Origin of the sequence: Brachybacterium rhamnosum (assembly GCF_039526185.1) — a bacterium.
Classification (GTDB): Bacteria; Actinomycetota; Actinomycetes; order Actinomycetales; family Dermabacteraceae; genus Brachybacterium; species Brachybacterium rhamnosum.
The window spans coordinates 115,524-135,657 of the sequence record NZ_BAAAIS010000006.1 but is presented as its reverse complement, the minus strand read 5'-3'; the positions used below and the strand labels follow the sequence as shown (position 1 = coordinate 135,657).

17 protein-coding genes and 1 tRNA gene are annotated in these 20,134 nt (G+C 72.6%); 5 read left to right on the top strand and 13 right to left on the bottom strand.

Annotated features, from left to right (window positions below):
• Positions 1 to 26 precede the first annotated feature (26 nt).
• Entirely contained in the window at positions 27 to 893 is an 867-nt protein-coding gene (locus tag ABD080_RS16680; protein WP_137771571.1) for an HAD family hydrolase, read from the top strand.
• An 18-nt stretch (positions 894 to 911) separates the two neighbouring features.
• On the opposite strand, the gene ABD080_RS16675 is transcribed toward ABD080_RS16680, so the two are convergent.
• The 6 genes from ABD080_RS16675 to ABD080_RS16650 form a co-directional block, all read right to left on the bottom strand.
• Positions 912 to 2,957: a glycosyl hydrolase gene (locus tag ABD080_RS16675; RefSeq protein ID WP_343906561.1), complete on the bottom strand. Its 2,046-nt coding sequence runs from the start codon at positions 2,955 to 2,957 to the stop codon at positions 912 to 914.
• Entirely contained in the window at positions 2,954 to 3,691 is a 738-nt protein-coding gene (locus ABD080_RS16670; RefSeq protein ID WP_137771569.1) for an efflux RND transporter periplasmic adaptor subunit, read from the bottom strand. Before ABD080_RS16670 ends, ABD080_RS16675 begins: the two co-directional genes overlap by 4 nt.
• A 30-nt stretch (positions 3,692 to 3,721) precedes the next feature.
• Positions 3,722 to 5,479 (bottom strand): glycosyltransferase family 2 protein, encoded by a 1,758-nt coding sequence (locus tag ABD080_RS16665; protein ID WP_343906558.1) that lies wholly within the window; start codon positions 5,477 to 5,479, stop codon positions 3,722 to 3,724.
• A 210-nt stretch (positions 5,480 to 5,689) separates the two neighbouring features.
• Complete coding sequence (locus tag ABD080_RS16660) at positions 5,690 to 6,637, bottom strand: zinc-binding dehydrogenase (protein ID WP_343906556.1); 948 nt, start codon at positions 6,635 to 6,637, stop codon at positions 5,690 to 5,692.
• Positions 6,638 to 6,681: 44 nt separating this feature from the next.
• A complete protein-coding gene (locus tag ABD080_RS16655; protein ID WP_205750650.1) occupies positions 6,682 to 7,752 on the bottom strand; it encodes an NAD(P)-dependent alcohol dehydrogenase in 1,071 nt (356 codons plus the stop codon).
• Positions 7,753 to 7,842: 90 nt separating this feature from the next.
• The gene (locus tag ABD080_RS16650) at positions 7,843 to 8,436 is read right to left on the bottom strand and encodes a DapH/DapD/GlmU-related protein (protein ID WP_137771566.1); all 594 of its coding nucleotides are present in this window, start codon (positions 8,434 to 8,436) and stop codon (positions 7,843 to 7,845) included.
• A 154-nt stretch (positions 8,437 to 8,590) separates the two neighbouring features.
• On the opposite strand from ABD080_RS16650, the gene ABD080_RS16645 reads away from it, so the two are divergent.
• Positions 8,591 to 8,678: transfer RNA gene (locus ABD080_RS16645), tRNA-Ser, on the top strand.
• A 26-nt stretch (positions 8,679 to 8,704) separates the two neighbouring features.
• Here ABD080_RS16645 and ABD080_RS16640 read toward each other — a convergent pair.
• A complete protein-coding gene (locus ABD080_RS16640) occupies positions 8,705 to 9,271 on the bottom strand; it encodes a TetR/AcrR family transcriptional regulator (protein ID WP_343906553.1) in 567 nt (188 codons plus the stop codon).
• Between the two features lie 134 nt (positions 9,272 to 9,405).
• On the opposite strand from ABD080_RS16640, the gene ABD080_RS16635 reads away from it, so the two are divergent.
• Complete coding sequence (locus ABD080_RS16635) at positions 9,406 to 10,464, top strand: ABC-2 transporter permease (protein WP_343906551.1); 1,059 nt, start codon at positions 9,406 to 9,408, stop codon at positions 10,462 to 10,464.
• A gap of 167 nt (positions 10,465 to 10,631) precedes the next feature.
• Complete coding sequence (ptsP, locus tag ABD080_RS16630) at positions 10,632 to 12,350, top strand: phosphoenolpyruvate--protein phosphotransferase (RefSeq protein WP_343906549.1); 1,719 nt, start codon at positions 10,632 to 10,634, stop codon at positions 12,348 to 12,350.
• Positions 12,351 to 12,442: 92 nt separating this feature from the next.
• Here ptsP and ABD080_RS16625 read toward each other — a convergent pair whose 3' ends face one another.
• Both ABD080_RS16625 and ABD080_RS16620 read right to left on the bottom strand, forming a co-directional pair.
• Positions 12,443 to 13,102, bottom strand: a complete 660-nt coding sequence (locus ABD080_RS16625) for a flavin reductase family protein (RefSeq protein ID WP_103384792.1) — start codon at positions 13,100 to 13,102, stop codon at positions 12,443 to 12,445.
• Between the two features lie 68 nt (positions 13,103 to 13,170).
• Positions 13,171 to 14,589, bottom strand: a complete 1,419-nt coding sequence (locus tag ABD080_RS16620; RefSeq protein WP_137771563.1) for a purine-cytosine permease family protein — start codon at positions 14,587 to 14,589, stop codon at positions 13,171 to 13,173.
• 176 nt (positions 14,590 to 14,765) lie between these two features.
• Here ABD080_RS16620 and ABD080_RS16615 point away from each other — a divergent pair, with 176 nt between their 5' ends.
• Positions 14,766 to 15,449 (top strand): GntR family transcriptional regulator, encoded by a 684-nt coding sequence (locus ABD080_RS16615; protein ID WP_137771562.1) that lies wholly within the window; start codon positions 14,766 to 14,768, stop codon positions 15,447 to 15,449.
• A gap of 9 nt (positions 15,450 to 15,458) precedes the next feature.
• Here ABD080_RS16615 and ABD080_RS16610 read toward each other — a convergent pair whose 3' ends face one another.
• From ABD080_RS16610 to ABD080_RS16595, 4 genes are all read right to left on the bottom strand, one after another.
• Complete coding sequence (locus ABD080_RS16610) at positions 15,459 to 15,731, bottom strand: HPr family phosphocarrier protein (protein ID WP_137771561.1); 273 nt, start codon at positions 15,729 to 15,731, stop codon at positions 15,459 to 15,461.
• A gap of 133 nt (positions 15,732 to 15,864) precedes the next feature.
• On the bottom strand, positions 15,865 to 17,007 hold the full coding sequence (locus tag ABD080_RS16605; protein WP_343906544.1) for a mannitol-1-phosphate 5-dehydrogenase: 1,143 nt from the start codon (positions 17,005 to 17,007) through the stop codon (positions 15,865 to 15,867).
• Positions 17,008 to 17,014: 7 nt separating this feature from the next.
• A complete protein-coding gene (locus ABD080_RS16600) occupies positions 17,015 to 19,216 on the bottom strand; it encodes a PTS sugar transporter subunit IIA (protein ID WP_343906542.1) in 2,202 nt (733 codons plus the stop codon).
• Positions 19,217 to 19,371: 155 nt separating this feature from the next.
• Positions 19,372 to 20,127 carry a TVP38/TMEM64 family protein gene (locus ABD080_RS16595; RefSeq protein ID WP_343906540.1) on the bottom strand — a complete coding sequence of 252 codons (756 nt, stop codon included), beginning with the start codon at positions 20,125 to 20,127 and terminating at the stop codon, positions 19,372 to 19,374.
• Positions 20,128 to 20,134 lie beyond the last annotated feature (7 nt).

Genomic DNA, 20,134 nt, shown 5'->3' with positions numbered 1-20,134 from the left:
CAGCCGGGGCTGGGACACTGGACGGCATGAACCCCGCGCCCGCGACGACCGACGTCGAGGCCACCCGCGCCCGCCTCGCCGATCACCTCGACCAGCTCGCCGGGGAGCACCTGCTCATCGGGCTCGACGTCGACGGCACCCTCGTGGACCACGACGGCGCGATGAGCGCCCCCATGCGCGAGGCGCTCCAGCGCGCCGCCCGCGGGTCCACCGTCGTCATCGCGACCGGCCGCTCCCTCGGGGCGACCGTGCCGATCGTCCGCGCCGCCGGCATCGAGCACGGCTACGCCGTCTGCTCCAACGGCGCCGTCACCCTCGAGATGGACCCGTCGGCCCCGGAGGGCTACCGCGTGATCGACACCCGCACCTTCCAGCCCGGTCAGGCCCTCGCCACGCTGCGCAAGGTCGCGCCGGACGCCCACTACGCCGTCGAGATGGCCAGCGGCGCCTTCCGCGCCACCCCCGGCTTCCAGGACGCGAGCTTCGGCGTCGAGGCGATCGAGAGCGACCTCGACCAGCTCATGGAGCTCGAGGCCGTGCGCGTCGTCGTCCACGTCCCCGACCTCTCCCCGCAGGAGTTCAGCCGCGTGATCGCGGAGTCCGGCGTGCACGGCGTCGAGTACGCGATCGGCTGGACCGCCTGGCTCGACATGGCCGCCCCCGGCGTCTCCAAGGCGAGCGCCCTCGAGGTGGTGCGCGAGCGGCTCGACATCCCCCGCGAGCGCACCCTCACGGTGGGAGACGGCTTCAACGACGTCGAGATGCTCGACTGGGCGCAGGTGGGCGTCGCCATGGGACAGGCGCCGCAGGGCGTGAAGGACGTGGCGGACACCGTCACCCTCTCCGTCTACGAGGACGGCACCGTGCTGGTGCTGGAGGCCGTCGCCGGCTGAGCGCCGTCCCCGCGCCCCTCACCGGGACAGGATGAACGCCAGCAGGTAGCTGCGGGTGTCGCCGTCGTCGAGGTGCTCGTCCGCCAGCTCACGCGCCGCCTCGAGCGCCGCCGCCCGGTCGTCCTCGCCGCCGAGCGCCGCGTACATCAGCAGCCAGTCACCGTACTGCTGCGCGAATCCGCCGGAGGCCGTGGCCTCGGCGATGTTGCGCCGCACCCGCTCGGGATCGTCGGCCAGGTGGTCGGAGCTCGGGGACATGGGCAGCGCGAGGATCGCGAGCGCCGCCGCGGGCTCGGGGGAGAACCAGGTGGCGTAGTCCCGCTTGCCGCCGAACTGCAGGGGCAGCACCGAGTGCTCGAAGCACTCGTACACCGGGTCCGCTAGGTCGAAGTCCGTCCAGTAGGCGCGGGCGGCGGCGGCCTCGTGCGCGAGCAGCCAGGCGGCGCCCGCGGCGAGCTCCCCGTCCCCGCGCGCCCGGGCCCACAGCTCCAGCCCCGCCCACGCGGTCGTCGCCTCGGAGCTGGACTCCTGGTTGTTGCCGTCGGCGAAGGGGGAGGTGCCCGAGGCCCAGGAGTGCGAGGCGTAGGCGTCGAACACGCGCCGCACCGGCACCGCGTCGGTGGCCGCGTCGCAGGCGATGTCCGCGGCGAGGGCGTCCATCACCGGGGCGAGCTCCGCGGCGAGGTCCTCGTCGTCCGCGGCGAGCGTGCCGGCGGCGTGGAGGAAGTAGCCGTAGTGGAAGTGGTGGTCGTTGAACTGCTCGGACCCGAAGGACGGCGTGAGGCCGACGACCCCCCGGTTGGTCGCGTCGTAGGTGAAGCAGAAGGCGTCCCGCTCCTCCGCCCCGGCGACCTCCGTCCAGCGGCGGATCTGGGTGAGCACCCGCTCCTCGAGCCCGGCCGCGGCCTCGTCGGCCCCGACCTGCCGGGCGATCGCGAGCAGCTGCGCGTCCCGGTGCAGGGCCTTCCCGCCGAAGTACGTGTCCGCGGGATAGTCGGGGAGGCCGGCGACGTCGGCCACCACCTGAGCGGCGAGCTCCTCCCGCGCGTCGTCGTCGAGGCCCGAGAGGTCGAGCGCCGCGCGGACAGTGCGCCGCGGGGCGCTCCAGGTCAGGTCCGGGCCGGGCCGCAGCACGAGGGTGCCGTAGACGCTCGGATAGGTGCCGAGCGCCTCCGCGGCCCCCGCGTCCGCCCCGTGGTGGGGCATGGCGGCGACGACCGTGGGGGAGGAGTCCGCGGTCTCGTAGGTGAGGGTCGCGCGGGCGGCGTCGTCGGACACGGAGCGGGTCAGGCTGGTCCCGCGCAGCGGCACGGCGGCGGGCGCGACGTCCGCGGCGGTGCCGCCGACGGGGACCGCGAAGAGCGTCACCCAGCCGTCGGCCTCCAGGGAGCAGCGGGCGCCGTCGAGGTCCCCGCCCTCCAGGCGCAGCCCGTACTCGTGCTCGCCCACCGTGAGCGTCGCCGGCTCCGCAGCGGTCGCTGCGCCGTTGAAGGCGGTGGAGAGGGTGAGGTCGAGGGCGGCGCGGGCCTGCAGGGCGACGCACGGCCAGCCCTCGGCGATCGTCACGGTGGCCAGCGCGGTCCCGTCTCCGCCGAGGAGGTCGAGCCGCACGGACGCCTCGTCGTAGGCGGAGACGATCCCGCTCCCCGCCCCCGCGACGGCGACCTCGACCTCGGGGACGTGAGCACCCATGATCGTGCGCGCCGAGGTGGTGACCGTCGGCAGACCGAGCGCGAACCCGCCGTCGACGAGGGCGAAGGACAGCGGCAGCGGGTGGACCGTCTGCGGCTCGTCGCCGAAGACGAGCCCGGAGAACCAGCGATTCGTCGGCGGTACCAGGCCGTCGGCGAGCCGCACGGTCCTCAGGTCCGCGGGGGCGGGGAGCTCGGGCAGCGCGGACATCGACCCGCGGACCTCCTCGTCGGTGAACGCGGCCGCGGTGGGGAGGGCCGCGCTCGGCCCGGTGCCGCCGCCCGAGGAGCGGTCGCCCGTGCAGGCCGATGCTCCCAGGGCGATCACGCCCAGCGGCGCGCCGGCGAGGAGGGCGCGGCGCGGGGGCCTCATCGCAGACCCACCGAGCGCAGGGCGTCCATCAGGGCGTCCGTGGGGCCGGCGAGGACGCCGCTGTCGGTCAGCTCGACCGTCACCGACACCGGGGCGCCGTCGGTCGCGATGAGGTCGAGGTCCTGCGCCTCGAGATCAGGGCTCGTGATGAGCGCCCGGGTGATCGCCTGCCCGTTCTCGGTCACCACCGACGCGGAGCCGACGGTGCCCTCGATCGTGCGGTCGTCGGGCAGCAGGATCTGCGCACGGGCACCCTCCTCGAGACGGCCGTAGTCGCGGGGCGTGAGACGGAACTGCGCCTGCACGGTGCGCGGGGTGGACCGCACGATCGTCGCGACGGGCGCGCCGGCCCCGAGGTAGTTGCCGGACGTCGCGCTCAGCGCGGCGACGCGGCCGTCCGCGGTGGCGCGGTAGACGATCGTGCCCTGCTCGGGATCGATCTCCATGGCGTCGTTGGAGCTGGCCTTGAGGCCGTGGACGGCGTCCTGCTGCAGCTCGACGCTGGTCATCGTGAACAGCACGTCCCCGGCGCGGACCTCGTCGCCGAGGGCCACCCCGATGTCGGTGACGACGCCGGGGGCGACGGCGGCGATCGCGTAGCGGGGCTGCTCGATCGCCGCGCTCACCGAGAGGCTCTGGCGCTGACGCTGGTTGAACACCAGGCACAGGGCCGCGGCGAGGGCGAGGACGAGGAGGAGGGAGAGGAGGAGACGGAGACGGCCGATCCAGGTCATGACGGGATCCTCTGGTCGTGGGGGCGGGGGTCAGGAGAGGGCGCGGACGCGGGAGACGCGCCGGCGACCAGGGGCGAGGCGGGCCGCGACCGTGTCCGCCGGGGTCGAGACGGGGACGGGCGCGGCGAGCGCCGCCGTGGTCGCCGCCGCCTTGGCGTGGTCGCCGCGGGCCTCGAGGGCGCCGGAGCGGCCGGCGCGGATCTCGCCGAGCGCGACGAGGACGAGCACGATCAGCACGGCGGAGTTCACGCCGCACCACACCGTCGCGATCGAGGGGCGCCCGAGCATGAGGTCGCGCCAGACGCCCACCGTGGTGGTGCACAGCAGGAAGGCGAGCACGCACAGCTGCGGCCCCATGACGGTGAAGGGGGAGACCTTCCCGGTCGCGCCCGTCACCGACCACGCCTGGTCACGGCCCATGACCACGTTGGCCAGGGCCTTCGCGTAGATCGGGAACGAGCAGGCGGCCAGGATCAGCACCTCCCAGCGGAAGGAGCCGAGCGTGAAGAAGGCCAGCACGATCTGCAGCAGGTAGAAGCCCGCGTAGAACAGCATCCACGTCGCCCAGCCCACGTCCATCGACACCGGGCGCAGGTCCAGGAACACCTCGAGCGCCGGCACCAGCAGGAGCAGGCCCGGGACGATCCCGGTGAGGTAGTGGGTGGCGGTGATGAAGTACATGAGGCGCTGGTCCAGGCTCAGCCGCCGCGCCGGGTGCAGCGGGTTGGCCTGCAGGAGGATCTCGAAGCCGCCGGTCGCCCAGCGCAGCTGCTGCTTCGAGTAGGCGACGATCGTGTCCGGGGCGTCGCCGATCGCGAGGGTCGTGGGCAGGAAGACCGACCGCCAGCCGCGCTCGTGGAGCTTCAGCGAGGTCCACACGTCCTCGGACTTCGAGTCGGTGACCATGCCGCCCACGTCGTCGATCGCACGCCGCCGGAACACGACGTTCGTGCCCACGCAGAACGCGGCGTTGAACTGGTTCCGGCCCGGCTGCACGAAGCGGTAGAACATCGCCTGCATGTAGCCGGCGCCGCGCGAGATGACGTTGTGGAGGTTGCCGTAGGTCTGCGGGGTCTGCACGAAGGCGACGGTGTCGTTGGTGAAGAACGGCAGGGTCTCCTCGAGCAGGCCCGGCAGCGGCACGAAGTCCGCGTCCAGGATCACGAAGAACTCGGCCTTGGCCAGTGTGAGCGCGTAGTTCACGTTGCCGGCCTTGGCACCGTTGCCGGTGCGGCGGCGCACGTAGCGGCAGCCGATCTCCGCGGCGAGGTCGCGGACCTCGTCGCTGCGGCCGTCGTCGAGGATCCACACCACGTGGCGGCCGCGGATCGCGAGCGCCGCCTCGGCGGTCCGTCGGATCACCTCGATCGGCTCGCCGTACACCGTGATCAGCACGTCCACGTCGACCACGCGGCCGTCCAGCTGCACGGGCCAGAGCGTGGGGTCGTCGCGGCGGCGGAGCGCGGAGATCCGCGAGAGCGTGTACAGCTCGTCGCGCGCTCGCCAGTAGTCGTGGTCGCGCACGTCCCTCGTCCCGGCGAGCACGGTCCACATGGCGAAGAGCGCGTGGAACACGAGGATCGACTCGGACGTGATGACCAGGAGCCAGGGCAGCAGGTCGCCCCGGTGGGAGGGCTGGAGGAGGAAGACCCCGTAGGCCAGGCAGCCGGCCGTGGCGAGGATCGTCAGCGCGATCATCACGGGGGAGAACGGGGAGCTGGCCGCGGCACGACGGCTCACCGGGGTGAAGTGGTCGACCGATGCGAGGTCGTGGGGTTCTCGGGACATGAGGAGCTCCCTGGGCCGGCGGGCGATCGGGCCACGTGCCGTCGTGCGGTGCACGACGTCGAGGCCACGATGCCCGATCCGGACCGAGGTCCGTCCCGCGAGATGGATGGGTACGGCCATCCTGGACGAAGCGGACGAATCCGAGAAGTCCGTTTCGCACTGTTCACCCGTTTGTTACACGGGGTGGTCAGGGGTTGATCAGCGCCGGGCTCAGCCGGCCGCCACCTCGAGGACGACCTTTCCCAGGTGGCCGCCCTCGCGGAGCACGGCCTGCGCCTCCGCCGCGCGCTCGAGCGGGAAGCGGGCGTGCACGGGCACGCTCAGGGACCCGTCCTCGAGCAGCGGCCACACGAGGTCGCGAGTGGCGGCGAGGATCTCCTGCTTGCCGGCGGTGCTGCGCGAGCGGAGCGTGGTGCCGATGACGCGGGCGCGCTTGCTCATGAGCAGGCCGATGGGCAGCTCCCCGCTCGCCCCGCCCAGGGTGCCGATGATGACTAGGCGCCCGTGCTCGCGGAGCATGCCCACGTGGTCCGCGAGGGTGCTGCCCCCGCCGCCCACCACGTCGAGGACCACGTCCGCCCCGCCGGCCTCCCGGACCGCCGCGGGCACGTCGGCGGTGCGACGGTTCCAGGCCGCGTCGGCCCCGATCTCCCGTGCGTGGGCGGCGGACTCGTCGGAGCCGACGGTCGTGAGCACCCTGGCGCCGAGGCGCCGGGCGAGCTGGATCGCGACGGTCCCGATGCCGCCCGTGCCGCCCTCGATCAGCACCGTCTCACCCGCGACCAGGCGCCCCTCGATGACGAGGTTCGAGACCACGGTCGCCGTCACCTCGACGACGCCGGCGGCCTCCACCGGGTCGAGGCCCGCCGGGACCGGCAGCAGCTGCCCCTCGGGTACGGCGACGACCTCGGCGTAGCCGCCGCCCGCGAGCAGCGCCACGACCGCCTCCCCGGTGTCCCGGCGCCGGCCGGAGACCTCGAGCCCGGGCAGCTCCGAGGCGCCGGGCGGCGGCGGGTAGTGCCCGGCCACCTGGGCGAGGTCGGCCCGGTTCACGCCCGCGGCGACGACGTCCACGAGCACCTCCCCGGGGCCGGGCGCGGGTTCGGGCAGCTCCGCGAGCTCGAGCTGGTTCTCCGCGGTGATCGTCATGGCGCGCATGGCACCACCGTATGCCCGGACCCGGCCCGGCTCGCGGGAGTCGGTCAGCGGGAGACGACCACGATCGTCTTCAGCGAGCTCTCGCCCGGCACCTGTGTGAGGGCGGCCTCCGCCTCCTCGAGCGGGAACTCGGCGGTGACCAGCGCGTCGAGGTCCACACCCGGGGCCTGCGCGGCGGCGATGACCTTGGGCCAGGTGTCGACGTAGCGGAAGATCCCCGTCAGCACGATCTCCTTGTTCATGACCTCCTGCACCGGGATCGGCATGGTCTCCGCGCCGAGCCCGACCATCACCGCGGTGCCGCCCGGGCGCAGGGCCTTCAGCCCCGCGAGCAGCGCCGGGGTCGCGCCGGAGCACTCGATGAAGGCGTCCACGCCGAGCGCCGCCGGGTCGAAGCCCGGGTCCAGGGGATCCACCGCGGAGGTCGCGCCGAAGCCGAGGATCTGCTCGCGGCGCGAGGCGACCGGGTCCGAGACGATGATCTCGGTGGCGCCGTAGGAGCGGGCGGCGATCGCGGTGAGCGCCCCGATCGGCCCGGCGCCCGCGATGAGCACGCGGCTGCCCGGGGCGAGACCGGCCTTGCCCACGGCCCACATGCCCACGCTGAACGGCTCGAGCAGCGCGCCGGCGTGGTCGCTGATCGCGTCGGGGATCGGGAAGGCGAACTCTGCGGGCGCGGTGACGTAGTCGCAGAAGGTGCCGTCGATCGGCGGGGTCGCGTAGAACTTCATGTCCGGGCAGAGGTTCAGGTGGCCCGTGGTGCACTGGCGGCAGGTGCGGCAGGGCCGCTGCGGCTCGACGGCGACGCGCTCGCCGATGCGGGAGGGGTCCACGCCCTCGCCCACGCCCGCGATCACGCCGGAGACCTCATGGCCCAGGATCAGCGGCTGCTCGACGACGAAGTCCCCGATCCGCCCCTCCTTGTAGTAGTGGACGTCGGATCCGCAGACGCCCACCGAGCGCACGCGCACGAGCACCTCGCCCGGCGGAGGGGTGGGCACGGGTCGCTCCTGCATCTCGACCTCGCCCTGGCGCAGCAGCACCGAGGCGCGCATGGTCGCGGGGACGTCGTCGGCCAGCACGGGACCGGTGGTGGCGGGGGCGGTGGCGGACATGGATGCTCCTTCGGATCGCGGGTCGTGACCATTGTGCGGGACAGCGTGTTCCCGCGTCCCGGCGGGCCGATGGCCGGTCGCCCCGCCGGATCAGGCGCCCGGCTCCTCCGGGGTGATCTCGCGGACCACGCGGGCGGGGGAGCCCATGGCCAGGGTGCGCGGCGGCACGTCCCGGGTGACGACGGAGGCCGCCGCGACCACGGCTCCGTCGCCGATGCTCACGCCCGGCAGTATCGTGACGTTCGCGCCGATCCAGGCGTCCGCGCCGATCCGCACCGGGGCCGGGTCCAGGTCCGCGCGGTGCGCCGGATCCATCGCGTGGTTCAGCGTCGCGATCACGACGTTGTGCCCGAGCAGCGCGCCGTCCCCGATGCTCACCCCGCCCTGGTCCTGGACGGCGCAGCCCGAGTTGATGAAGACCCGCTCGCCGATGCGCAGGTTCCGACCGAAGTCGCTGCGCAGCGGCGGGAACACGGTCGTGCTCTCCGGGACCGGGCGCCCCGTGAGCTCGCCGAGCAGGGCGCGGACCCGCCCCGGGGAGTGGTAGCTGCCGTTGAGCTCCGCGGTGATCCGCAGGGCCTGCTGCGAGGTCTCGAGCATGACCTCGTGCAGCGGGGAGCCGCCCGGGATCGTGCGGCCGGCGTCGAGCTCGGCGAGGAGGGTGGTGAGGTCGGCGGTGGTCATCGGAATCCTCCGGGGTGTGCTGGGCGGCGGTCACGGCTCGGACCAGCAGACCATCCCCGCGCCGGAGGAGGGAGAGCCTGCTGGAGCACCCCGGCGTCGGCCACCACGGCGCGGGCGCCGCGCCGGTATGATCTCCGGGTGCCTCCGGGCACCGGGAGGGATGACAGAGCGGCCGAATGTGGTGGTCTTGAAAACCACTGTGCAGTGACCCTGTACCGCGGGTTCGAATCCCGCTCCCTCCGCCCTGCGGCCGGCCCGTCGGGGGCGTTCAGCCCTCGGCGCGCAGCCCCCGCAGGAGGACCTCGACCATCCAGCGCCGATGGTCCGGCACCAGCTCGGTGACCTGCGGCGGGAGTGGCCGCGAGAGGGTCGCGAGGGTGACCAAGAACTGCTCTGGGCGCACGTCCTCGCGCAGCAGCCCGGCGGAGCGCGCGGCGTCCAGGACGCGGCTCAGCCGGGTGATCATCCGGTCCCGCCGCTCGCGGGCGTGCACCCCCAGCGCCGAGGACGAGATCGCGAGCGGACCGATCTGGAAGGCGATCTCGCCGAAGCCGAGATCGGCGAGCGAGGTCACGAACCCTCGCCACACCGCCTCCGGGTCCTCGTCCCAGCGTGCGAGGTGGTCCTCGATGATCGCGGTCACGCGCTCGCCGAAGTCGTCGAGCAGCCCGAGCACGAGCTCCTCGCGGGTGGGGAAGTGGCGGTAGAGGGTGCCGATGCCGACGCCGGCCTGCTCGGCGACGGTGCGCAGCGGCACGTCCGGGCCGCGCTCCGCCATGAGCGCCCACGTGGCCTCCAGCAGGGCCTGTCGCTTGACCAGCGCGTCGGCTCTCATGTGATGCCTTCCACCTCTCCTCGACCGCCCTCCATCTTGCCCCACCGTAAGCGGAGGATTACGCTCCACATCGCAACCGGAGCGGAATGCTCCGCCTAGTGCCGGTCAGGACCGGCCGCCCGTCGAGGAGTTCCATGAGCGCGTCCACCCAAACCCCCACCGACACCACCGACACCACAGAGCCCGCGGCGGCCGAGCGTCCCGCCTCCGCCGTCGGGCTGCGCCTGGTCGGCGTCGTCCTCGGCCTCGTCGGCGCGGTCTGCCTCATGGTGCTGGCCTTCCTGGCGCCGGCCATCAACGCGGGACCGCACGACCTCCCGATCGCCGTCTCCGGCCCCGAGCAGGCCGTCACAGCCGTCACCTCCGCTCTCGACGCCGCGGACCCGGACGCCTTCGACGTCACCGTCCACGACTCGACCGCCTCCGTCGAGGACGCGGTCCATGGCCGCGACGCCGTGGGCGGCATCAGCATCGAGGCCGACGGCAGCGTCACCATCACCACGGCCGGCGGCGCCGGCACCCCCTACGCCGCCCTGCTCGGGAGCGTCGGCGAGGGTCTCACCGCCCAGGGCATGACCGTCACCACGCACGACGTCGCCCCGCTCACGGAGGACGATCCCAACGGCACCGGTCTCAGCGCGCTCGCCATGCCCCTCGCCTTCGGCGGCATGATCTCCGCGGTGCTGCTGTCCACCGTGCTGAAGGGCCGCCCCGTCCTGCGGATCGTCGGCGCGGTCCTCGCCTCCCTCGCCGTCGGCTTCGCGGTCGTCGCGATCCTCCAGTTCGGCTTCGGCTCCGTGGACGGCAGCTACGTGAGGACCTCCCTCGCCCTCGCGCTCGGCACCTCCGCGATCTCCCTGTTCGTGCTCGGCATGGAGTCCCTGTTCGGGTTCCCGGGCCTCGGCATCGGCGGCGCGCTGATGATGTTCGTCGGCAACCCGCTGTCCGGCATGGCCACCGGCTGGCAGTGGCTGCCCAGCCCCTGGGGGTTCATCGGGCAGCTGCTCCCCATCGGCGCGTCCGGCACCCTCGTCCGCTCCGCAGCCTTCTTCGACGGCCAGGGCGCGGGCATGGAGATCATCGTGCTCAGCTGCTGGGCGGTCGGCGGTGCCGGCCTGCTCGGACTGTCCGTGCTCCGGTCCCGTCGCCGCACCCACCGCGCCGCGGTCGCCGCGCACCCGCACGCCGCCTGATCCCCGGGGAGGCGGCCGCTGTGACGGGCCGCCTCCCCGGCCCTGTGGGCGGGACGAACGACGCCATCGCGGCCGGTCGCGCCGCGTAGCATGAGACCTGCTCGCGGACCCGGCGACCGGCCGGTCTCCTCCGCGATGCCCGCAACGGTAGAGGGAGAGAACGAGCCATGGCCCAGTACACAGGCGTCCCCGTCAGCCCCGGCCGCGTGGTCGGCACCATCCGCACCATGGCCCCGCCGGTCGCCGAGCCCTCGGCCTCCGAGAAGGTCCCCGCCGGCACCTCGCCCGAGGCTGAGGCCGAGCGCATCCCCGCCGCCGCCGCGGCCGTGCAGAAGGCGCTCACCCGCCTCGCCGAGCGCGCGAGCGGCGACGGCAAGGCGATCCTCGAGGCGACCGCGCAGATGGCCGCCGACCCGTCCCTCGCCACCACCGCCAAGGGCCTCGTCATCACCGCCGGCAAGAGCGCCGAGCGGGCCGTCTGGGAGGCGGGCGACCAGGTCGCCGGCATGCTCGAGAACATCGGCGGCTACATGGCCGAGCGCGCCACCGACGTGCGCGACGTCCGCGCCCGCATCGTCGCCGAGCTGCGTGGCGAGCAGGCCCCGGGCATCCCCGACGTCGAGGAGCCCTTCGTGCTCACCGCGATCGACCTCGCCCCCGCGGACACCGCGACCCTCGACCCCTCGCGCGTGCTCGCCCTCGTCACCTCCGACGGCGGCCCCCAGTCGCACACCGCGATCCTCGCCCGCCAGCTGGGCCTGCCCGCGATCGTCGCCGCCCGTGACATCCACGAGTTCTCCGACGGCACCGAGGTCTTCGTCGACGCCGGCTTCGGCACCGTGACCGACGAGGTCACCGAGGAGCACCACCGCTTCGCCGAGGCCTGGGCCGAGCTGCAGAAGAACCCGCTGACCTACGAGGGCGGCGGCGGGGTGCTCGCCGACGGCACCCGCGTGCAGCTGCTCGCCAACATCGGCGGTGCGAAGGATGCCGAGAAGGCCGTCGCCGCGAACGCCGACGGTGTGGGCCTGTTCCGCACCGAGTTCCTGTTCCTGGACCGCGAGGACGAGCCGACGATCGAGGAGCAGACCTCCGCCTACCGCGAGGTCTTCGCGCACTTCCCCGGCCAGAAGGTCGTGGTGCGCACGATCGACGCGGGCGCCGACAAGCCGCTGCCGTTCCTCACCGACGCCGACGAGCCGAACCCGGCCCTCGGCGTGCGCGCCTACCGCACCTCGTGGGAGAAGCGCTCGGTGCTCACCAACCAGCTCGACGCGATCGCCGCCGCGACGAAGGGGACCGAGGCGACCCCGTGGGTCATGGCGCCGATGATCTCCACCCTCGAGGACACCGAGGACTTCGCGGCCTTGTGCGCCGAGCGCGGTCTCAGCCCCGCCGGGATCATGGTCGAGACGCCCTCCGCCGCGATCACCGCGGATCGCCAGCTCACGGCTTGCGACTTCGCCTCGATCGGCACGAACGACCTCACCCAGTACACGATGGCGGCGGACCGCATGCTCGGCACCCTCGCCCACCTGAACAACCCGTGGCAGCCCGCCGTGCTCGCCCTCGTGAAGGCCACCTGCGACGGCGCCCGCACCGCCGGTGGCGACGCCGGCGCCTACGGCGAGAAGGCCGTGAAGCCCGTGGGCGTGTGCGGTGAGGCCGCGGGTGACCCGGGCCTCGCGGTGGTGCTCGTGGGCCTCGGCGTGAACTCCCTGTCGATGACGCCCCGCTCCCTGCCCGCCGTCGCGAAGGTGCTCTCCACGGTCTCCCTGGACCAGGCGAAGCAGCTCGCGGCCGCGGCCGTCTCGGCGCCCACGGCCGACAAGGCCCGCGACGCGGTGCGCGCCGGCCTCCCGATCCTCGGCGAGATCGGGCTCTGAGCCAGCCCACCCGATCATCAGTGCGCGGGCCCCAGCGCTCACGATCATCGTGAGCGCCGGGGCCCGATGCGTTCCCGCGCGAGGAGCGCGGCTCAGCCCGCGCGACCCTGGAGCCCGGCCTCGGCCTCCGGGGTCGATCCCGGCACCTTCATCTCGAAGGTCTCGTTGACCACGGCGTAGTCGAAGTAGCCCATCCGGGCGATGGGCTGGATGCTGGGGATGTCCAGGCGCCCGTCGGGGGTGATCACCTCGTCGGCGACATGGATCTTCTCCACCTGGGCGTAGACGATGTCGATCGTGCCCACCGTGCTCGCGCCGGGCAGACGGTGCGTGCTCAGGTAGCGGCACTCGAAGTGCACCGGGCTCTCGGCGACCATCGGCACCGTCGGCGCGAGGTCGGCATAGCTCCTGGTCACTCCGGCGCGGTCGAACTCGCTCTCCTCGGGAGGGAGCACCATCGCGCTGATGTTCACGGCCTCGCGCAGCGCGTAGGTCGCCATGTTCCAGACGAACCAGCCGGTCTTCTCGGCGTTGATCACCGTGTCCTTGCGGCGCCCGTCGGGGTACTGGTTCGCCGAGAACATCACCATCGGCGGGTCGAAGGTGAGGTTCTGCCACTGGCTGTAGGGGGCGAGGTTCTCGACGCCGTCCTCGCTGACGCTCGAGAGCCAGCCGATCGGCCGCGGCACCGTGCAGCTCTTGAACGGGGAGTACGGCAGGGGGTTCGCCTCGGTCGTGGGGGAGTACTTCATGAGGTGTCCTCTCGGTGGGGGTCGATCGGCCGGTTCTCGGCCGATGGGTGGTCTCGCGCCGACTCCGCTCAGGCGTCGGCCGGGGTCGGTGCCGCGGATGTGCGGGCCTCGGCACGGATCTCCTCGCCCACGGTGAGGCGGATGCGGCGGGTGAGCACGAAGTACAGCCCGCCGGAGATGATGATGCCGAGCAGCCAGGCGACCTCGGCGCCGCCCATGGCCTTCGCGATGGGCCCGGTGTACAGGTCGCTGCTGATGAAGGGGATCTGGCACAGCACGCCGAGCCCGTAGGCGAGGAAGGCGGGACCCGAGAACCGTCCGTAGGTCCCGGTCGGCGTGAAGAGGGAGTCGATGTCGTAGCGCTCCCGGCGCACCAGGTAGTAGTCGACCAGGTTGATCGCCGACCAGGGCGTCATGAAGTAGAGCAGGAACAGCAGGAAGTTCGTGAAGTTGGCGACGAAGTCCGCGCTGGCCGGCAGGGCGATCGCGAGGGCGGCGAGCGAGATGCAGCAGATCAGCAGGGCTCGCGCTCGAGGGGAGACGCGGTCGCGGCCGGTGAAGCTGGTCAGGATCGTCGCGACCGACATGTAGCCGCCATAGGAGCTGAGGGTGTTGCCCGTCAGCTTCCCGGCGAGAACGGCGATCAGCACGACGGTGGCGAAGGGGCCGCCCAGACCGGCGAGGTAGGCGACCTGGTGCTCGGAGAACGCGGTGCCGCCCATCTCCGCCACCAGGGCTCCCAGCACCATCGCGAGGCTGCCGCCGATGACGCTGCCCAGGAAGGTCCAGCCGAAGGTCCGCAGCTGCGGCGTGGTGGAGGGGAGGTAGCGCGAGTAGTCGGCGATGTAAGGGCCGAAGGTGAGCTGCCAGGACGCGGCGAGCGAGATCCCCAGGATGAAGGCCGGCAGGTCGAAGGAGGAGTCGGAGAACAGGGGACCGCCGACGGGGCTGATGAGCACCCGCAGCAGCAGGCCGAGGATGGCGACGGCGCTGAGCACGGTCGCCAGGTGCGAGAAGCGGTGGATGTAGCGGTACCCGAAGACCGCCAGCACGGTGGAGAACACCGCGAAGATCACCGCGCCGGCCCCGTCCGACACGTGCAGCAGCGATCCCATCGCCTGGCCGCCCAGCACCAGGCCGGTGGCGTAGAAGCCGAGATAGATCAGGAGCGCCAGGAAGAGCGGCAGGGTCGCCCCGTGGAAGCCGAACTGGGCGCGGCTCTGGATCATCTGCGGGACGCCCAGTCGGGGGCCCTGGACCGAGTGCAGCGAGGTGACGAAGGCTCCCGCGATGTTCCCGAGGATCGCCGCGGGGATCGCCCACATCGCCGTGTTGCCCAGCAGGACGAACAGGGCGCCGGTGACGACTGCGGTGATCGAGGTGTTCGCGGCGAACCAGAGGAAGAACAGACTGCGGGCGGTTCCGTGACGCTCGGACTCGGGGATCCGATCGATGGAGCGTTGCTCCACGACGGGCGTGCGTGCCATGAGGGGGTCCTCCTTCGGAGAGCCGGGGGACGACCGTGCCCCGGGATCCCCATATACAACCAATATATTGGTGGGAGCACTAGAGGGGACCGGGATTTCCTCGCGCGCCGACGGTGGCATCCGTTGTCTGCTCTACTGGGCATCGGACCGCAGAGCGATCACGAGGCGAGGACGAGATGACAGCCAGAAGCATCGAGGGTGAGCCGACGGCACGCACCAAGGCCGAGCAGGCCTACCTGCAGATAGAGGCCATGATCGTCGGCGAGCAGCTCCCGCCCTCTTCGATCATCTCGGAGTCACGGCTGATGGAGCTCACGGGTTTCGGTCGAACACCGGTGCGCGAGGCACTCCAGCGGCTCGCCCGGGCACGGATGGTGGAGGTGCTGCCCCATCGCGGCGTGCTCATCCCCGCCATCTCGGTCGAGGAGCAGCTGCGGATGCTCGAGCTGCGTCGTGTGCTCGAGCCGCTGGCCGCGAGTCTGGCGGCCAGGCGGGCCGATGCGAGCGACCGGGCGCGACTGTCGGCGCTGCTCGAGGAGCTGCGGGGCGACCTCCAGGACGCGACGGCCTATGCGGAGACCCTGCGGCAGGTCCATGAGACGGTCGGGCGTGCGGCCCACAACGCCTATCTGGTCGACGCGATCACGGCCGTACAGGGCCTCTCGCGCCGGTTCTGGTTCGCCCATCTGCGCGATGCGTCGTCGGAGATCGCGCGGGGCTCGGCCCTCTACGGGCAGGGGATCGCCGCCGTCCTCGACGGCGACAGGGAGGGCGCCGAGCGCGCCCTGCTCGCCCTGAACGACTATCTGGTCGAGTTCACGAGAGCGACGTTGGACGAGCAGGGATCTGGGCTCGGCTGAGAGCGAGGATCAGGCGTCGGCGTCGAGGTCCTTCTCGAGCAGCGCGGCGAGGGCTGCGACGGACTCGTCGGCCCCCTCGCCCTCGGCGCGCAGGGTGACCTCGTCGCCGTTGCCGGCGCCGAGGGTCATGAGCATGAGCATGCTCGAGGCCTGGACGGGGCTGCCGCCGACCTTCTCGATGGTGACCTCGGCGGGCTGCTCCGCGGCAGCCTTGGAGAAGATGGTCGCCGGGCGGGCGTGGAGCCCGGAGGCGCTGGCGATCTTGACGGTGCGCTCTGCCATGGGAGTGCCTTTCGTTGGGGGCCGCGGCGCGGCCGGTCGCGGACGGGCCGCGGTGGTGGTGTACGGACAGGGACGATATCGGACGGGCCGGGGTGACGCCGGGGAACGCTCGCTCCCCGGCGCCGCCCCGAGGTCAGAGCTGCGCCTGGCGGGCCGCGACGCGGTCGCGGAGCGCAGGGGTCAGCGGATGCTCGGGGGCGAGCCCCGTGATCTCCGCGGTCGCGGCGTCGGCGTCCTTCGACGCGAGCAGCTCCTGGAGACGCGTGACCTCCTCGTCACCCTCGGGGGTGAAGGCGAGCGCGGCGGCGAAGGCGTCCTGCAGGGCGGAGGAGCCGAGCTCCCGCTCCGCGAGCTCCGCGGCCGGGCCGATGATGCGGTCCTCCCGGGAGAGCTTGCGCAGCGGGGAGCGGCCCACGCGCTCCACAGGATCGGGCAGGGACCGGTTCGCGAAGCGGCCCTGCACCTCGGTGCGGTAGGCCTCCATCTCCTCGGGTGCGAAGCCGTGCTTGGCGACCAGCAGCGCGGAGGTCTCCTCGAGCACGGCGGCGACCTGCGCGGCGACGGCGGGATCCGCGACGGACTCCGCGATCGTCTCGTGGCCGGCCGTGAAGCCGTGCCAGGCGGCCGTCGCGTGGCCCGTGTTGACGGTGAAGAGCTTCCGCTCGATGTACGGGCCGAGCTCCTCCACCCAGGTGATGCCGGGGACGTCGGGGACCGCGCCGCCGAAGGGGCCGCGCTCGACCGCCCACTCGTGGAAGTCCTCCACGGTGACGTCGAGGCCGGCGTCCGCGTCCTGCACGGGGACGATGCGGTCCACGGCGGTGTTCGCGAAGAACGCCTTCTCGTCGAGATCGTCGCCCTCGTAGGCCGCGCGGACCTCCTGCTCGAGGATGTCCGTCGCGTTGATCGCGTTCTCGCAGGCCATGACCGCGACGCGCGGCGCGCCCGCGGGCCTGGCCGCGATGCCGGCGGCGATGTTCGGCGCGACGAAGCGCAGGATGCGCGCGCCCACCGCGGTGGTGACCACGTCCGCGTCGGCGAGCTCCTCGGTGAGGACCTCGGGCTGCTGCTTCGAGTTGACGGCACGGAAGCCGGTCACGACCGTCTCGGTCGGGTGCTGGCCGACGGTCGCGACGGTGTAGCTGTCCGCCTGCTGCAGCTGGGCGATGAGGGCGTCGGCGACGTCGGCGAAGACGAGCTCGTAGCCGGCCTCGTGCAGGAGCAGGCCGACGAAGCCGCGGCCGATGTTCCCTGCACCGAAATGGACTGCCTTCATGGGTGGATCACTCCTTGTCGGAACCGAAGATGTCGAGGATCTCGTCCGGGCTGGTCGCCTTCTCGAGGCGCTCCACCTGGGCGGGATCGGAGAAGGTCATGGCGACCTTCTGGAGCAGCTCGAGATGCTCGTTGCCCTGGCCGGCGATGCCGACGACGAAGGTCACCGGGCTGCCGTTCCAGTCGATGCCGCCCGGGTAGCGGGTGAAGGTCATCGCCGAGCGGCGGATCGAGGACTTCGCCTCGTTCGTGCCGTGGGGGATGGCCAGGCCGTTGCCCATGAACGTCGAGACGGAGGCCTCGCGGTCGTGCATCGCGGAGACGTACTCCTCGCCCACGGCGCCCGCGGCGACGAGCAGGGAGCCCGCCTCGTCGATCGCGGAGTCGGCGCCCGTCGCGGAGCCCTGCAGGACGATCGAGTCCCGGGAGAGGATCTGCGGCGCGGCGTCGGTGTCGGCGGCTGCGGTCTCCCCGGTTGCGGGGACCTCCGCCGCGTGACGACCCCGGGGCGAGGGTGCGGTCCCGGTCGCGGTGGCGTCCGCGCCCGAGGCTGCAGCGCCCGCGCCCGCACCGGCAGCGGCGGTGCCGGAGGCGTTCCCGCCGTCGGCCGTCGCGGCGGTGTCGGCTGCGTCGGCGTCGTCGGAGGCGTCCTCCCCGTTGTTGCGGCGGCGGACGAGGTCGACGACCTCGTCGTAGCGCGGGGAGTTCATGAACTGGTCCACGCTCACGTGGATCGCGGAGCCCGTGCGCTGGCGGGCGCGGTCGGTGAGCTCCTTCTGGGTCACCACCACGTCCCACTCGTCGTTCAGCGAGGAGATCGCCTTGTTGGTGACCTCGACGTCGTCGAAACCGGCGCCGCGCACCTTCTTGCGCAGCACGGTCGCGCCCATGGCGGAGGAGCCCATGCCGGCGTCGCAGGCGAAGACGATCCGCTGGATCGGGCCGGTGTGACCGGAGTCGTCGGCCGCGGAGGCGGCGCCCGCGCCCGCCCCGCCGGCGCCGGTGAGGGCGCCCGCCACGGAGGACTTCTTGCCCTTCATCTGCTCCATCTTCGCGGTCGCGGAGACGATGTCGCCGTCGTCCTGCTTGCCGACCTTCAGGAGGAGCATGGCCAGCACGAAGCTGACTGCGGTCGCTCCGAGGACGGCGATGATGATGCCGAGGTACGAGTCGGGCGTCGCGGCGCCCAGGATCGCGATGATCGACCCCGGAGCGGCAGGGGAGCGCAGGCCCGTGTGGAACAGGACGTTGAGGAACACGCCGGTCATGCCGCCGCCGATCGCGGCGAGGATGAGGATCGGCTTCATGAGCACGTACGGGAAGTAGATCTCATGGATGCCGCCGACGAACTGGATGAGGGCGGCACCGGGCGCGGAGGCGCGTGCGGCGCCGCGCCCGAAGATCGAGTAGGCGAGCAGGATGCCGAGGCCCGGGCCAGGGTTGGCCTCGAGCAGGAAGAGGATCGACTTGCCGTCCTGGGAGGCCTGCGCCAGGCCCAGGGGCGTGAGCACCCCGTGGTTGATGGCGTTGTTGAGGAAGAAGACCTTCGCCGGCTCGATGAGGATCGAGACGAGCGGCAGCAGGCCCAGGCCGATCAGGCCCTCGACGCCGGCGCTCAGCAGGCTCATGAACCCGTTGACGACCGGGGCGAGGCCGAAGAAGCCGACGACCGCCATGAGGAAGGCGAAGATGCCGGCGGAGAACATGTTCACGAGCATCTCGAAGCCCGCCGGGATGTGGTCCTGCCACAGGCGGTCGAGCTTCTTCATGAGCCAGGCGGCGAGCGGCGCCATGATCATCGCGCCGATGAACATGTGCACCTGGCCGATCTGCTCGTTCGCCGGCTGGGTGAGGTTCAGCTGCGCGATGAGCTCGTCGGAGCCGGCGATGACGCCCATCGTCGCGACGACGCCGACGACCGCGCCGCGCGCCTCGTAGACCATCCGGCCGCCCGTGTTCGCGATGAGCAGCGGGAGCAGGTAGTGGATCATCGGGCCGACGATCCCCGTGTGCGGGGTGCCCGCGGAGTCCGCGAACCCGCCCAGCGCCGGGACCGGCGTGAAGCCCTTCTCGATGAAGAAGGCGGTGAAGATGCCCCACGCGATGAGCGCGGGGATGTTCGGCATCACCATGTTCGACAGCGAGGTGCCGACCTTCTGGAGCGCCACCCGCGGGCTGAACCCGCGCGGCGCCTCGGTTGCTGTGGTCATCACGTGTCCTCGGGGACGGCCGGGGGACCGACGGCGGTGCCCCGGGGGACGGGCCTGGCGCGGCGGGTGCCGTGCTCCGGTCGCCGGGTGCCCTCGGAGGGACAGAGGAAGATCCCGGCGGCTGGACGCAGTCTAGTTCTCCGCGGAGGCGCCGGTCAGGCCTTGCCGACCGCGATACCCGGGTCCTGTGACGCGTCGCCCTCCGCGGGTGCCTGGGCACGCGTGCCGCGCCAGCGCCGGAAGGCGAGGACGGTGAGGACGATCACGAGCGCCCAGGAGCAGCCGAGCACGACCCCGTGCGGCACGTCCGGCGATCCCATGAAGGCGCCCACCGCGACGAGCGAGAGCTGGCCCGGCAGCGAGGCGAGGACTGTCGCGACGAGGAAGTCCCGGGCCGTCACGCCGAGGGCGCCGCTGCCGTAGTTCACGGGCCAGTAGGGGATGCCCGGCATGAGGCGCAGCGTGCAGACCGCGTAGAAACCGCCGCCGGCCAGCCGGTCCTCCACCACCGCGGCATGGGAGCCGAGCAGGCGCATCACGGTGCGCTCCCCGAGCAGGCGGGCGATGCCGTAGCCGCCCAGGCAGCCGGTCACGACGCCGATCAGCGACAGCAGGGTCCCGAGCGGGACCCCGAAGATCATCCCGCCGGCCACGGCCATGATCGTCACCGGGATGGGGGTCGTCGCGACCGCCGCGTAGAGCAGCACGTAGACGATCGGGCCCCAGGCGCCGGCGGCGTCGACGTCGGCCCGGATCCCCGCGATCGAGGGCAGGCGCACGTTGAACGCGAGCCAGATCATGACCAGGACGACCACGACGAGGGCGACGTTGCGCAGCACCGTGCCCCAGGGCACCTGGCCGTGCGCGGGGGACGCGGCGTGCGTCTCCTCCGGGTCCTCCGTCGTGGTCACCGGGCCG

Excerpts from the sequence above, each read along its gene's own strand:
- ABD080_RS16680 (WP_137771571.1), top strand. The coding sequence starts at position 27 with ATGAACCCCGCGCCCGCGACGACCGACGTCGAGGCCACCCGCGCCCGC.
- ABD080_RS16675 (WP_343906561.1), bottom strand. The coding sequence starts at position 2,957 with ATGAGGCCCCCGCGCCGCGCCCTCCTCGCCGGCGCGCCGCTGGGCGTG.
- ABD080_RS16670 (WP_137771569.1), bottom strand. The coding sequence starts at position 3,691 with ATGACCTGGATCGGCCGTCTCCGTCTCCTCCTCTCCCTCCTCCTCGTC.
- ABD080_RS16665 (WP_343906558.1), bottom strand. The coding sequence starts at position 5,479 with ATGTCCCGAGAACCCCACGACCTCGCATCGGTCGACCACTTCACCCCG.
- ABD080_RS16660 (WP_343906556.1), bottom strand. The coding sequence starts at position 6,637 with ATGCGCGCCATGACGATCACCGCGGAGAACCAGCTCGAGCTCGCGGAG.
- ABD080_RS16655 (WP_205750650.1), bottom strand. The coding sequence starts at position 7,752 with ATGTCCGCCACCGCCCCCGCCACCACCGGTCCCGTGCTGGCCGACGAC.
- ABD080_RS16650 (WP_137771566.1), bottom strand. The coding sequence starts at position 8,436 with ATGACCACCGCCGACCTCACCACCCTCCTCGCCGAGCTCGACGCCGGC.
- ABD080_RS16640 (WP_343906553.1), bottom strand. The coding sequence starts at position 9,271 with ATGAGAGCCGACGCGCTGGTCAAGCGACAGGCCCTGCTGGAGGCCACG.
- ABD080_RS16635 (WP_343906551.1), top strand. The coding sequence starts at position 9,406 with ATGAGCGCGTCCACCCAAACCCCCACCGACACCACCGACACCACAGAG.
- ptsP (WP_343906549.1), top strand. The coding sequence starts at position 10,632 with ATGGCCCAGTACACAGGCGTCCCCGTCAGCCCCGGCCGCGTGGTCGGC.
- ABD080_RS16625 (WP_103384792.1), bottom strand. The coding sequence starts at position 13,102 with ATGAAGTACTCCCCCACGACCGAGGCGAACCCCCTGCCGTACTCCCCG.
- ABD080_RS16620 (WP_137771563.1), bottom strand. The coding sequence starts at position 14,589 with ATGGCACGCACGCCCGTCGTGGAGCAACGCTCCATCGATCGGATCCCC.
- ABD080_RS16615 (WP_137771562.1), top strand. The coding sequence starts at position 14,766 with ATGACAGCCAGAAGCATCGAGGGTGAGCCGACGGCACGCACCAAGGCC.
- ABD080_RS16610 (WP_137771561.1), bottom strand. The coding sequence starts at position 15,731 with ATGGCAGAGCGCACCGTCAAGATCGCCAGCGCCTCCGGGCTCCACGCC.
- ABD080_RS16605 (WP_343906544.1), bottom strand. The coding sequence starts at position 17,007 with ATGAAGGCAGTCCATTTCGGTGCAGGGAACATCGGCCGCGGCTTCGTC.
- ABD080_RS16600 (WP_343906542.1), bottom strand. The coding sequence starts at position 19,216 with ATGACCACAGCAACCGAGGCGCCGCGCGGGTTCAGCCCGCGGGTGGCG.